Here is a 13,094-nt window from a genome sequence, read left to right on the forward strand (position 1 = left end):
TCTGTATAGTGAACCAGTCTGGTGGATCGGGTCGACTGTGTCAACGATTCCGGCCTGCGCAACAGGCGTTACGATGCATCGCGGCCGGCGCACCACAGCGCACGCACGAACGAACCAAGAAGGGGCCAGCACGTGGTGAAGGCGCTCGACCTCAAGGTGTCCCCGGCCCGGGTAGAGGGCCGCAACAACGCGGTCGAGGCGTACCGCGCCCTCCAGGAAGCGTTGACCGTGGGACAGTTCCCGGCCGGCACCCGGTTGCCCGGTGAGCGCACCTTGGCCGCCGAGCTCGGGGTCAGTCGCGCCACGCTGCGGCAGGTGCTGAGCGCCCTGGCCGATGCCGGCCGGATCATGCCGTCACCACAGCGCGGCTGGTTCGTGGCCGAGAACCGGCTCGTGCACGAGCCCAACCGGCTGCGAGGGCTCAGCGAGGTCGCACGTGAGCGCGGCATGAAAGCGTCGTCGCGGGTCATGCGGGCCACGGTTCGCCCGGCCACACTGGCCGAGGCGGAGGTCCTGGGCATCGACGCGTCCCAGCCGGTGGTCGACCTGCGCCGGGTCAGGCTCCTGGACGGGGCGCCGCTCAGCGTCGACGACTCGTGCCTCGATGCCTCGCGGGTCCCCGGCATCGAGGACATCGACTTCACCGGCCAGTCGCTCTACGACGTGCTGCGCGACCGGTACGACATTGCCGCCAGTCGGTGCGACTACGAGCTCGCGGCGGAGGCGGTCCAGGCGCGGGAGGCCAAGCTGCTCGGCCTCGAGCCCGGTGACCCGGTTCTGGTCGGTTATCAGAAGACCTTCGACCAGCACGACCAGTGCTTCGACGTGGGCCGCCAGCTGTACCGCGGGGATGCCTACCGGTTCCAGGCGTCGCTGTTCCGGTTCTGAGGCGGCGCCGTCGACCGTCAGCCCTTCATCGCGCCGGATGCCATTCCCTGCATCAGCCTCTTCTGCACGAGGAGGAAGAAGATCACCACGGGGATAGTGAAGATCACGCTCGCCGCCATCACGCCTCCCCAGTCGGTGTAGTAGCTGGAGAAGTACTGCTGCAGGGCCACGGGGAGCGTTTCGATCTCGGGCCGCTGCATGTACGTCGCCGAGAACATGAGCTCGTTCCACGATGTGATGAACGCGTAGACGGAGCTCGCGGCCAACCCCGGCCAGGCCAGTGGAAACACGATCGACCACACGGCTCGCAGCCGGCTCGCCCCGTCGACCAGGGCGGCCTCTTCGAGCTCGAACGGGATCTCGACGACGAACGATCGCAGCATGAACGTGCACAGGCCCACGGTCAGGGCCAGGTGGCTCAAGGTCAGCCCCTGATACGTGTTGAGCAGACCGGCGTTGCGGAACAGCGTGAACAACGGGATGACGAGGATGGTCTGCGGGAGCAGCTGCGTGACGAGAATGACGACCGTGAGGATGTGCCGGGTCCGCAGCCGATAGCGGGCCAGGGCATAGCCCGCCAGCAGGGCGATGAGGCCGGTCAGGACCGTCGTCGCCACGGCAACGATCAGGGAGTTGCGGAACTGGGTGGGGATGTTGCCGTCGAGCAGGTGCGTGTATCGCTCCACGGTCGGTGACGTGACGATGAAACGCGGGGTGCGGGTGAACAGCTCGCTATCGGGCTTGATCGACGTGACCAGCATCCAGAAGAACGGGAAAAGGCTGATCAGCACAATCGCGGCGACCAGAAGATACAGCGCGCCACGGCGCAACAATGTCGTCATCGAGCGTCCTCCCGGTTCAGCCGGACGTACAGCACGCTCACCGCGGAGAGCATGAGGAACAGGACCACGGCCATGGCCGCGGCGGAGCCCTGGTCGAGCTGTGCGAAGGCCTCGAGCCAGGTCAGCAGGGACAGCACCTCGGTCGAGTGGTTCGGGCCGCCGGGTGGCGTGGTCATGACAAGGAAATGGTCGAAGGACTGATACGCCCAGATGGTCGAGATCGTGGTCATCACGACGAGCAGGGGACGGATCATGGGCAGCCGGATGCGTCGCAGGATCTGCCACCCGTTGGCGCCGTCGACCCGTGCCGCCTCCACCACTTCACCGTGTGTGCCTCGGAGCCCGGCGAACAAGGAGACCGCCACGAACGGAACCGAGTGCCAGACGACAGCGACCGTGATGGCCACCATTGCCGGTGTACCCGTGCGGAACCACGAGTAGCCGTTGAAGGACTCGATTCCGAACCAGTGGACCAGCAGCCAGTTGACCACGCCGTACTGGTCGTCGAACATCCACTTCCAAACGATGCCGGACGCGACCCGCGGCATGGCCCATGGGAGCAGAACGATGACGCTGAGTACCTTTGCCGCGCGGGGTGCGGCATCGAGGACCAGGGCGATCGCCAGGCTCAACAGGATCGTGGTGACGACCACCGCGGCCGCGAACAAGGTCGTGCGCAGGAGGGCGGCGGTGTAGTACGGGTTGGCAAAGATGTCGCGGTAGTTCTGCAGCCCGACGAATGGTCCGCTCTGCAGGTACTCACCGTCGTGGAACGACAGCCAGATCGTCCGCACCACCGGGTATCCGACAACACCGACGATGATGACGAGCAGCGGCGTCAGAAAGGCCCACGGCAGGAGTTTCTTGTCAAAGTTGTTCTGCCTGCGCAGGAAGGGACGGCCGCGCAGTGCCCCCGGGGTGGCCGAGGACACTGCGCGACGGATAGGGGTCTTCACGTTCTCAACCAATTGCCTGGTTCACCTGGTCCGACAGTTCCTTCATGGCGGCGTCTGCACTCTTCTGGCCGCTGATGATCGACTGCATCGCGTTCACGATGGCGTTGGCTCCTTCCACCTTCCCCCAACTGGCCACCGGGGGAATGGAACGGGTGTGATCGGCCTGCTCGGCGTACGCCTTGAGCAGCGGGGTGGAGAAGGATCCGGTGGACTTCTCCTGCGCCAGCGCGTCGTTCGTCGCCGGGAGCAGACCCAGGTTCGAGGTGACCGGCACGAGGTTTTCCTTGCTCATCATGAACTTCACGAAGTCGTTCGCCACCGCCTTGTTGTTGCACTCGCGGAACACGGCGAGGTTGCTGCCGCCGGCGAACGTGTCGTTGTTCCCACCGGGGCCCTTGGGAAGGACGGCCGTGGCGAGCTTGCCCTCCAGATCGGGGCTCTGCTTGAGGATGGTCCGCAGGTCCCACGACCCGCCGACCATCATCGCCGTCTGGCCCAGGCCCATCGACTTGTCGACGTCGGCCGCGGTCCAGGCGGAGGCGCCTGCGGGTGACAGGTGATCCTTGGTCAGCAGATCGGCGTAGAACTGGAACGCCTGGACGGACTGCGGTGACCCGGCGTCGGAAACCCACTTGTCACCACTCTGCTTGGCGATCTCCCCGCCCCAGTTCCAGATCAGCGGCAGGTAGTACCAGTGGGCGCCGCCGATGATGCCGAACCCGTTGACGCCCTTGTTCTTCGCCTGAATGGCCAGGGCATCCTCGCGCAGTTCGTCCCAGGTGGCGGGTGCCGTGGACTTGCCGATCGCCTCGAGCATGTCCTTGCGGTAGATCAGGGCACGGACACCGGTGTCGTAGGGAACGGCGTACGACTTGCCCTTGAAGACGGTCGAGTCGATCATGCCGGGCACGTAGGTGCCCTGGAGGGTCTTGGGGTCGTTTGCGTATACGTCGAGGGCATTGAGTGCCGCGAATTCGGGGGTCCAGGTGTTGCCGATGAGTGCGACACAGGGAACGCTGCCGCCGGCGATCGAGGTCAGGTACGTCTGGTGTGCGTCCTTTCCGAGGAATCGGAGGTTCACCTTGGTCCCTGGGCGTGCCGCGGCGTAGTCGTTCGCCAGCTTCTGCATGATCGGCTGCTGGGCGTCCCCAATGGGGTCGCCCATCCAGAAGTCGATTGTTCCCTTGATCTCGCCCGAGCCCGTGTCGCTCGAGTCGTTCGCCCCACCGCAGGCCGCGAGGGCGAGGGCCCCCGTCAGCCCAATGGCAACGGCGATACGGCCGCGCCAATTTTTCCTTGCACGCATCGCTGCTCTCCTCTGCTGGGGACCGAAGACCTGCTAAGCGCGGGGTACGCGGTGCCTCCGGACCTGTCAACCTGCCCGGCTGTCTGACAGCCCTATAGGTTGCCACTCAGGGTGCACCGTGGTGGGGTGGATCGCAAGAGCCTCCGCTCTGTTCGTTACCAAGTTTCCTTGCGCCCGAGATCCGCAGTTGGTAGACACACGGGGGCGACCGGGTTCGGATTGCCGCTGGTCAGGGGGTCGTCAGCGGATCGCGGAGCGGCTCCGGGGGCTGAGCTTGTAGTAACACGACTCAGTATCTTGTCCTTGTGCTAGCAGGTCAAGGATGGTTGGGTCGTAGTCATGTTCCTGCGGTTCACGTCGCGAACCAACGCCGACGGCACGGTGGTGCGCTACGTAGCCCTGGCGCACAACCGGCGGGTGGACGGGCGGATCAAGCCGGACGTGCTGATGAACCTGGGCCGGGTGGACCAGGTCGACGTGGCCGGGCTGCGCCGGCTGGCCGCGTCGATCAACAAGCACTTCGGCGACAGCGACGGGCTGACCGACGCCGCGGAGGCGGGTGGGTCCGCCCGTGCCGCGCCGCTGGAGGTCGTCGACGCCCGAACCATCGGGGCCACCTGGCTGCTCGACGGGCTGTGGCGCCGCCTCGACGTGGGCACGGCAGTACGAGCGGCCACCGACGCCCGGCGGTTCACCACCACCATGGAACGGGTGCTGTTCGCGCTGGTCGCCAACCAGGCGGTGGCGCCGATGAGCAAGCTGTCCGCCGCCGAATGGGTGCGTGAGGACGCCGCCGTCCCGGGACTGTCCACGATGGACGAGGACCACCCCTACCGGGCGATGGACCTGCTCGTGGACGCCGACACGCAGGGCCGGGTGCAGGAGTCGGTGTTTCTCGCCGTGGCCGACGTGCTCGACGTCGAAGTCGACCTGCTGTTCTTCGACACCACCTACTTCGAAGGCGACGACGAGGAAGAGGGCGGCGAGGACGCGTTCCGCCGCTTCGGGCACTCCACGAACCAGCGCGGGGATCTGCCGCAGATCGTCATCGGCCTGGCCGTGACCAAGGAAGGCATCCCGGTGCGCTGCTGGTGCTGGCCGGGCGACGCCAGTGACCAGTCCGTGCTGGCCGAGGTCCGCGACGACCTGCGGGACCGGAAGCTGAGCCGGGTCATCACCGTGGTCGACCGCGGCTTCTCCAGCGCGGACAACCTGGCCGACCTGCGCCGCGCCGGCGGACATTACATCGCCGGGATGCGCATGCGCGACGGCAACCGCCTCGTCGAGGCCGTGCTGTCCCGCCCGGGCCGCTACCAGCACGTCCGCGACAATCTGCGCGTCAAGGAAGTCCGCCTCGACGGTCAGGACGCCCGGTTCGTCATCTGCCACAACCCCGACCAGGCGCAGCGCGACCAGCAGCATCGCGACGAGGCGATCGCCCGCATCCGGGCCGAGCTGGCCCGCATCGCCGAGCAGCGCGCCCGCGACGCCGGCCGGCCCGGCGGCGACAGCACCCGGGCCCGCAACGAAGCCGCCCACGTGCGTGCCGAGTGCGCGCTACGCGACCACCCCACCCTCGGCCGCTGGCTGGTCCAGCAGCCCAACGGACGTCTGAAGGTCAACTCGGCGAAGGTCAGGGCCGAGGCCAGGCTGGACGGCAAGTACCTCATCGCCACCTCCGACCCGCACATCAGCGCCGAAGATGTCGCCCTGGGCTACAAGAACCTCCTGGAAGCCGAACGCGGCTTCCGGGACCTCAAGGCACAGCTGCTGCTCCGCTCGGTCTTCCACCGCCTGGAACACCGCATCCGCGCGCACGTGCTGATCTGCTGGCTGGCCCTGCTGCTGACCCGTGTGGCCGAACGCTCCAGTGGCCAGACCTGGCGAAACATCAACCGGCAACTCGGGCGAATCACCCAGGTAACCCTGGCCGGACCGGCCGGCACGGTTACGCAGACCACCCCCCTCACGCCCGAGCAGGAGGCCATCTACAAGGCGCTCTCCGTCCAACCGCCGGCCCGGGTCACCGCCTTCGACCCCGCCTGATCAAGGTCGGGGAAGGCCGGGACGGCGTAGACACACGTCACCGCCCGCCCCGGCGTTCGCCCAGCTCAAGCCCCAACTTTCGCCCACGCGTCCAAACGGTCGTCAGCCGACGGTCTTGCGGTCACCGAGCAGCTCACGGGCGTTCTCGCTGAGCACTGCGGAACGGTGCGTGTCGCCGAGGAACTCGCACAGCAGCGCGAAACGCTCGGCTACCTCGTCGGCCGATGAGAACGGGAAATCCGTGCCGAGTACCACCCGCGAGTCGTCGATGAAGGACAGCAGTGCGCCGAGGTCGGCGGCGGTGTGGGACAGGGCTGTGTCATAGCGGAATGCCGCCAGAGCGCGCAGGACACCTTGCGGACCCACGGCCGCGAGCTCCGGCATGCCTTCGGCCAGCACCATGCGTGGAGCGACGGCCGGCATCGCGCCGCCGCAGTGCGAGAAGACCCACCGGACTCGCGGAAATCTCCGCGGCACATCGGTGAGGAGAAGGTTCGTGATGAGGCGCGTCGAGTCGAAGAGGTACTCCAGTACCGAGGGCCGAATGGGGATCTCGCCCTCGGGCCACCACGCGGGCAGCACCGGGTGCACATGGACAAGAGCGCCGCGGTCGTTCAGAACCTCCAGGAGGCCGTCAAACCGGGGGTGGCCGACATACGACCCGGCATAGCTGGTGAGCAGGCCGACGCCGACGAACTCCGGTCGGTCGAACACCCGCTCGACCTCGGCGAGCGCGGCGTCGGCCGAGGGCAGGGGGAGGCATGCAACCGCCGCGAACCGCCCATCGCCGTCGCGGACCACTTCGGTCAGCTCGTCATTGGTGTCTTGGCACAGGGCCGTGGTGAAAGCCTGATCGCCGAAGTAGAACCCGGGTGAAGCGACGGACAGGACGGCCAGGTCGATCCCCAACCGGTCCATCATCCGGACCGAGTCCGCAGGTTCCCATACCGGAAATGGGGCGCCGGGTTGAGCTTGGATTCCCAGCGCGGTCAACCGGCTGACATAGGAAGCCAATGGCGCATGGTGGTGAAAGTCGACGATGGTCATTGCACCAGCTCTCGGACGGCTTGAATGGTTCGCAAGATGTCTTCGGGCCCGCCCGCCTCGTGGCCGTTGAACTGCCACACGGTCATGTCCTTGGGCCCGGCGTAGGCATTGTATGCAGCGAAAACGGTGGAGGGTGGGCTCACGACGTCGTGCAGGGCGACGCAGAATCCGGCGGGACAGGTGGCTCGCCGGGCGAAGGATACGGCGTCGAAATAGGCAAGGGTCTCGAAGGCGTGCTCGGCAGAACCGCGGTGGGCGGCCAGCCATTTGACGATCTCCCCGTGGGGACTGTGGTCCGTCACCTGTATTGCGCGCCGGAAGGCGGACAGGAACGGCACGTGCGGCATCGCCAGCCGGACATCGTCGCGCAGGCCGGCTGCCACGAGCGCCAAGGCGCCTCCCTGGCTGCGACCCGTCACCGCGATCTGGTCGCGCGCCACGGCTTCGTGGGTTGCCACGGCATCGACGAAACGGTATGCGTCGGTGAACAGGCGGCGGTAGTAGTAGTGCTCGGGGTCGAGGATGTCCCGCGTCATGAACCCGGGCGCGGAGGGTCCCGCCCCGTGCGGGTCGGCGGTGTGGCCGGCGCGCAGGGCACTGCCCTGTCCGCGGGAGTCCATGATGGCGTGCGCGAACCCGGCGCTGGCGTAGGCGAGGGACTCGACCGGGTGCCCGCGTCCGCTGCCGTATCCCAGGTACTCCACCACGAGCGGCAGGGGACCGGTTCGTTCGTGCGGAAGGAGCAGCCACCCCTTGACGTCGTCCCCGGCGTACCCGCCGAAGGTGACGTCGTACACGTCAACGGTCCGCACCAGCGCGTCCACCGGCTCGAAACGCGGATCGAGGGGATGGGCGGTTTGCTCGTGCAGTGTCCGGCTCCAGAAGGAGTCGAAGTCGTCCGGCTCGGGGTGCGGGTACTCGTATTGCACCAGCCGATCGAGGGGAAGGTCTACCTGCATCAAGCAACTCCTGTCTGACAGCCAGACAGGAGTGTAGCAACGTTGGTCTTGCCGCGGGACAACCTGTCATGCAACCTGATAGCCTGCTAGGCAGGCGGAACCAGGAGCAACAATGGAGGTGCGGGCATGGCGCGGACAGTCGCCTCCGGGTACGACATCGTGACCGTCACGGGCGACCCGGAAGAGCGGGGATACCAGTACGGGCTCGCCGCGAGGACTCGGATAGAGCTCGCGTTGCGGACCTATGCCGACGTGTTCATGCACTACGCGTCGTGGGACTGGCCGACCGTGCGACGCCACGGACTCCGGTTCGCCGATCCCATCGAGGACTTCTCACCCGCGTCCGCGCGCGAGATCCGGGCGATCGCCCGCGGTGCCGGCGTCGAGGTGGCCGACATCCTGGCCCTGAACACGCGCAGCGAGATCATGTTCGCGGCTCCGGGACGTGCCAGGGCCGTAGCATCCACCGAGTGCACGTCGTTCGCGCTGACGCCCGGACGCACTGCTTCCGGCACCACGCTGATGGGTCAGAACTGGGACTGGATCGAGGGGGCCCGGGAAACCGCGATCGTGCTCCAGGTCCGTCGTGACGACGGCCCGGACTTCGTCACGGTGGTCGAGGCCGGGATGCTGGCGAAGGTCGGGATCAACTCCAGCGGTGTCGGCCTGTGCACCAACACCCTCATCTCGGACGGGGACGAGGGTCGCTTCGGCGTTCCGTACCACGTGCTGCTGCGATCAGTTCTCGACAGTGACAGCGGTGCGGAGGCCGCTCAGCGGATCGAGTCGGCATCGCGAGCCAACTCCGCGAACTATCTCATCGCCGACGCGAGCGGGTTCTGCGCCGACGTGGAGACCGGGCCGGGCGATGGTGCCTGCGGCGTGATCATGCCGGTCGACGGCGCGGTCACGCACGCCAACCACTTCCTGGTCGACGGCCTCACCGGGGTGGACCGCTATCTCGAGCGGAAGTCGCACACGCGCAACCGGCTGCACCACCTGACGGCGCGCGTGCAGCAACACCGCACGCACACGATCGAGAGCCTGCAGGAGGCGCTCGCCGACCACGGAGACGCGCCGAACAGCGTGTGCCAGCACCCGGACGCGGCCCAGCCCGCTGCCGAGCGCACCTGTACCGTTGCGGGGATCGTGATGGATCTGTCGGCTCGCTCGCTGGTGTACGCCTCCGGCAGCCCGTGCGAGTCGACCTGGTCGGCGTCGGTGCGGATCGATGCCTAGTTCTGACCGATCGGCTGCCCGGCAGGCTGTTAACCTGGCAGCCGTGAAGGTGATCCCCGTCGCGCAACGAACGGCCGCGGAACACGTGCGATCGCAACTCATCGAACTGATCGAGTCGGGTGAGTTCGCAGTGGGCCAGCGGCTGCCCTCCGAAGCCGAGCTGGCCAAGTCATTCGCGGTCAGCCGTTCGGTGATCCGTGAAGCGCTCCACAGTGTGAACGCGCTCGGTCTCACCCGGTCGCATGCCGGCAAGGGCACCTTCGTCGACGCGCAGTTCGCGCCGTCCCAGCTGCTGACCGGGAAGTACCTTCCACGCGACCTGCACGAGGTGCGCAGGACGTTGGAGGTGCCGTTGGCCGCCCTCGCGGCGGAGCGCCGTTCCCGGGCGGACCTCAAGGCGATGACGGAACTGCTCGTCAAGTTCCGTGAGGAGCAGGATCCCTCCGTGCGGGTGGGCATCGATGCCGACTTCCACGTGGCCATCGCCACGGCGACCGCCAACCCGCTGTTCCCTCGGCTGGTCTCAGAACTCCGCTCGGTTCTGCAGGAGCAGGCCATAGCCGCGGCAATCGTTCCGGGCCGGGCGGCTCAGGCGGCCGACGAGCACGACGCAATCCTCGCGGCCATCGCGGAGCGCGACGCTCGCGCGGCGTCTGAGGCGATGAAGCTTCACCTGGCTGCTGTGGAGGACACCGTGACCTCGCCTGGACGCCGGAAATAGGCCGAAGATCGCGCGAGCCAACGGCGACGATCATCCGGAAAGGATGAGACCACCCTGCGCAGGGTGGGAAACCTGCGTTATAGCGGCCACCGGCTCGTGACGATCGCCGAACGTTGTCGGCGACGGTGGAACGCCGGACACTGGAACTGGTAGTGAGGTCGTCGAACGAACTGCCTCGAAAGGGACACGTGTCGTGCGTGGCGTCGTCACCGGGCGTGCGACATCGTGATGGGAGGGACCATCGATGATGGATGAGTCCGAGCTGCTGCACACCGCGGTGGCCGACCTGGCCCTGGTGCAGGACGTGGAGCAGGCTCAACAGATCATTCGTTGCACCGCCAGGCGATTGGCGAACGCTCACGGGTCCACCGTGGTGCTGCTGGACCACGGGCACTGTTTCTACGCCGACGAGGACGCGGTGAGCCCGCTGTGGAAGGGCCAGCGATTCCCGGTGCGGCAATGCATCAGTGGGTGGTCGATCCTCAATCGCCAGCCGGCCGTTGTGCCGGACATCCAGCTCGACGAACGGGTGCCGCAGGAGGCGTACCGACCGACGTTCGTGAAGAGCCTCGTCATAGTCCCGATGCGCGTCGAAGACCCGCTCGGGGCGATCGGCGCTTACTGGATTCAGCCACACCGGGTCACCGACGAGGAACTCACGCGCCTCCAGTCACTGGCCGAGGCGGCCGGCGCGGCGTTGGCACGCCTCCTGCCGGCAGCGGATAGCACGCCGGGGGCGACCAGGCGGGTGAGTTCGGAGGCGACGGGCGCACCCGTGTAGCGCCACGGATCATCGTGCAATATGGCCGAGCCGGCTACGACAGCCCGTGGTCCTATAGGCACCCTGCCGCCCTTGAGACGTCAAGGGCACGTCAGCGGGCGGGCGGAAGAGGCAGACAGTCGAACTGCATGCTTCCGCTCTGCAATCGGCGAGGCGTCGCCTTCATCAAACCGTTACTTTTGCGGTAAAATGCCCCGCAGGAAGCTGCGTCAGCACGCCCAGCGATCCACGGTTCGCGTCCGCGGTGACCGTAGCGCAGGCGGCGCATGTTGACGCGAGGTGAAAGACGATCGCCGGTGTCCCTGAACCTGATTCCCTTGCTGTTGAGGCCGAAGCCGCCACCGACCTGGCTCGGGCTGGTCGTCGCCGCGGCGTTCATCGCGGCGGAGACCCTCGTGCTGTTTCCCCTCAGGGACAACTCTGCGACGGCAGCCACGGGCGTGCTCTTCCTCTGCGGCATCCTGGCCGTCTCGATGGTGTGGCGGCCCTGGCTCAGTGTCCTGACGGCCGTGGCCAGCGCCCTCGCCTTCATCTATTTTCACGTCCCGCCTTTCTGGGCGTTCGAATTCAGCGCGCGCCGGGATCTGCAGACCGTCGCGGTTTTCATCGCGGCCGGGCTGGTAACCAGCCGCCTTGCAGACCTGGCCCGCTCCCGCGCCGCCGAGGCGTCCGAACGCCGCCAGGAAGCCGCCCTCACCACCGAGCTGGCCAAACGCATGTTGTGCGCAGGCGATCTGCGCTCGGCGCTCGTCCCGGCGTCACAGCGGCTCGCGCAAGCGCTCGAGCTGCGGTCCGTGGCAATCAAGCTCGATGTGATTCCCGGGGACGGGCAGCGGGCCGCATGCCCGCTGTGTGACGGTGCGACGCGCCTGGGCACCCTGCTGGTTCCGGCGGACCTCCCCGATCAGACGCTGCAACGCCTGCGGCAACGGGTGGTGCCGATGCTGGAGGCACTGCTGCGCGCGGCATGTGACCATGAGAAGATCGTCAACTCGCTGAAGGCGAGCCGCAAAGAGTCCACCATGCTCACGGAGGAACAAGCCGCGTGGCGGCGCGTGGCCACGCTGGTCGCACGTGGGGCTTCACTCACCGACGTGTTCGACGCGATGACGGAAGAACTCTGCCGGACCCTCGGCCGGGTCCACACAGTGCTGATGCGCTATGAGCCGAACCGCACCGCCACCCGCCTTGTGGGTCCCAGCACGCTGCATTGCCCGACGTCCATCCCGCTCGAAGGGGACAACGTCCTCGGGACGGTACTGCGCACCAGGCGGCCGGCCCGGATCAACAGCTACGACAGCGCCGCCGGCCCGGCCGCGGCGATGGCGCGCGAGCTGGGCATACGCTCAGCGGTTGGCGTTCCCGTCATGGTGCAAGGCCGTCTGTGGGGCGTGCTCGCCGTGATGTCGTTCTCGGCCGAGGCCCTGCCGCCCGCCACCGAGGCGCGCCTGGCCGACTTCAGCGGCGTCATCGCAACCGCGATCGCCAACGTCGAGAATCGCGCGCAGCTCGCCGCTTCCCGCGCTCGCGTCGTCACCGCCGCCGACAATGCTCGACGACAGTTCGAACGAGATCTGCACGATGGTGTACTGCAACGTGTCGTCTCGCTCGGGCTCGAACTGAGCATGACCGAGGCGTCGATGCCGCTCGAGCTGAAGAGGTACAAGGCGCAGCTGTCACATACCGCGGAGGGCCTGAACGGTGTGTTCAAGAGCCTGCAGGAGGTCTCGCAGGGGATCCATCCGGCGATCATGTCCAAGGGCGGGCTCGGCGCCTCGATCAAGTCGCTCGCCCGCCGGAGCGCGATTCCGGTGGAACTGAACCTGAACATCAGCCGGCAGCTGCCCGAACCTACCGAGGTCGCCGCGTACTACATCGTGTCCGAAGCGCTCGCCAACGCCGCCAAGCACGCCCGAGCGACCATGGTGCACGTCAGCGCCGAGGCGGAGGATGCGGTGTTCCGGCTCTCGATACAGGATGACGGCATCGGCGGAGCCAGTCTTGGCAAGGGATCCGGACTGATCGGCCTGCGGGACCGCATCGAGGCCCTCGGCGGCCACATGGAAGTCGTGAGCCCGGCCAGACACGGCACAGCACTCCTGGTCAAGATCCCGATCGACGAGGCATGAACGCAGGCTGCGCCCAGCCGGTGATGCCGAGCTTCGGGAAGATGCGGCGAACAGGGCGCGGTACCAGGTAATGACAGAACCTCCCAGGCCCGCGGATGCGCACGTAGCGTCGAGCGCATGGACAACGGCGTGAAGCGCATCCACCACCCGGAGGTCGGCGACCTCATGCTGGCCAGCCTG

General features: G+C 67.2%; 11 protein-coding genes. 6 read left to right on the top strand and 5 right to left on the bottom strand.

The window, feature by feature from the left end; translation table 11 throughout:
- Positions 1-132 precede the first annotated feature (132 nt).
- A complete protein-coding gene (locus ABD901_RS04535) occupies positions 133-888 on the top strand; it encodes a GntR family transcriptional regulator (protein ID WP_345121532.1) in 756 nt (251 codons plus the stop codon).
- 17 nt (positions 889-905) lie between these two features.
- On the opposite strand, the gene ABD901_RS04540 is transcribed toward ABD901_RS04535, so the two are convergent.
- From ABD901_RS04540 to ABD901_RS04550, 3 genes are read right to left on the bottom strand one after another with little or no spacing between them, the layout of a single operon-like run.
- Positions 906-1,730, bottom strand: coding sequence for a carbohydrate ABC transporter permease (locus tag ABD901_RS04540; protein WP_345121534.1), 825 nt, complete (start codon positions 1,728-1,730; stop codon positions 906-908).
- Positions 1,727-2,686: a carbohydrate ABC transporter permease gene (locus tag ABD901_RS04545; RefSeq protein WP_345121536.1), complete on the bottom strand. Its 960-nt coding sequence runs from the start codon at positions 2,684-2,686 to the stop codon at positions 1,727-1,729. Before ABD901_RS04545 ends, ABD901_RS04540 begins: the two co-directional genes overlap by 4 nt.
- 4 nt (positions 2,687-2,690) lie before the next feature.
- Positions 2,691-3,992 (bottom strand): extracellular solute-binding protein, encoded by a 1,302-nt coding sequence (locus ABD901_RS04550; RefSeq protein WP_345121538.1) that lies wholly within the window; start codon positions 3,990-3,992, stop codon positions 2,691-2,693.
- 339 nt (positions 3,993-4,331) lie between these two features.
- Between ABD901_RS04550 and ABD901_RS04555 the strand changes: the two genes are divergently transcribed.
- Positions 4,332-6,038 (top strand): IS1634 family transposase, encoded by a 1,707-nt coding sequence (locus tag ABD901_RS04555; protein WP_345121540.1) that lies wholly within the window; start codon positions 4,332-4,334, stop codon positions 6,036-6,038.
- A gap of 102 nt (positions 6,039-6,140) precedes the next feature.
- On the opposite strand, the gene ABD901_RS04560 is transcribed toward ABD901_RS04555, so the two are convergent.
- Entirely contained in the window at positions 6,141-7,085 is a 945-nt protein-coding gene (locus ABD901_RS04560; protein WP_345121542.1) for an amidohydrolase family protein, read from the bottom strand.
- Entirely contained in the window at positions 7,082-8,044 is a 963-nt protein-coding gene (locus ABD901_RS04565) for an acetylxylan esterase (protein WP_425556657.1), read from the bottom strand. Before ABD901_RS04565 ends, ABD901_RS04560 begins: the two co-directional genes overlap by 4 nt.
- Positions 8,045-8,170: 126 nt before the next feature.
- Between ABD901_RS04565 and ABD901_RS04570 the strand changes: the two genes are divergently transcribed.
- The 4 genes from ABD901_RS04570 to ABD901_RS04585 all read left to right on the top strand — a co-directional run bounded on the left by ABD901_RS04570 (position 8,171) and on the right by ABD901_RS04585 (position 12,914).
- A complete protein-coding gene (locus tag ABD901_RS04570; protein WP_345121546.1) occupies positions 8,171-9,283 on the top strand; it encodes a C45 family autoproteolytic acyltransferase/hydrolase in 1,113 nt (370 codons plus the stop codon).
- Positions 9,284-9,326: 43 nt separating this feature from the next.
- Complete coding sequence (locus tag ABD901_RS04575; RefSeq protein WP_345121548.1) at positions 9,327-10,004, top strand: FadR/GntR family transcriptional regulator; 678 nt, start codon at positions 9,327-9,329, stop codon at positions 10,002-10,004.
- 244 nt (positions 10,005-10,248) lie between these two features.
- The gene (locus ABD901_RS04580; protein WP_345121550.1) at positions 10,249-10,785 is read left to right on the top strand and encodes a GAF domain-containing protein; all 537 of its coding nucleotides are present in this window, start codon (positions 10,249-10,251) and stop codon (positions 10,783-10,785) included.
- Between the two features lie 296 nt (positions 10,786-11,081).
- Positions 11,082-12,914: a DUF4118 domain-containing protein gene (locus ABD901_RS04585; RefSeq protein ID WP_345121552.1), complete on the top strand. Its 1,833-nt coding sequence runs from the start codon at positions 11,082-11,084 to the stop codon at positions 12,912-12,914.
- Positions 12,915-13,094 lie beyond the last annotated feature (180 nt).

Origin of the sequence: Dactylosporangium darangshiense, assembly GCF_039537565.1 — a bacterium.
Lineage (GTDB): Bacteria > Actinomycetota > Actinomycetes > Mycobacteriales > Micromonosporaceae > Dactylosporangium > Dactylosporangium darangshiense.

Excerpts from the sequence above, each read along its gene's own strand:
- ABD901_RS04540 (WP_345121534.1), bottom strand. The coding sequence starts at position 1,730 with ATGACGACATTGTTGCGCCGTGGCGCGCTGTATCTTCTGGTCGCCGCG.
- ABD901_RS04550 (WP_345121538.1), bottom strand. The coding sequence starts at position 3,992 with ATGCGTGCAAGGAAAAATTGGCGCGGCCGTATCGCCGTTGCCATTGGG.
- ABD901_RS04555 (WP_345121540.1), top strand. The coding sequence starts at position 4,332 with ATGTTCCTGCGGTTCACGTCGCGAACCAACGCCGACGGCACGGTGGTG.
- ABD901_RS04560 (WP_345121542.1), bottom strand. The coding sequence starts at position 7,085 with ATGACCATCGTCGACTTTCACCACCATGCGCCATTGGCTTCCTATGTC.
- ABD901_RS04565 (WP_425556657.1), bottom strand. The coding sequence starts at position 8,044 with ATGCAGGTAGACCTTCCCCTCGATCGGCTGGTGCAATACGAGTACCCG.
- ABD901_RS04570 (WP_345121546.1), top strand. The coding sequence starts at position 8,171 with ATGGCGCGGACAGTCGCCTCCGGGTACGACATCGTGACCGTCACGGGC.
- ABD901_RS04580 (WP_345121550.1), top strand. The coding sequence starts at position 10,249 with ATGATGGATGAGTCCGAGCTGCTGCACACCGCGGTGGCCGACCTGGCC.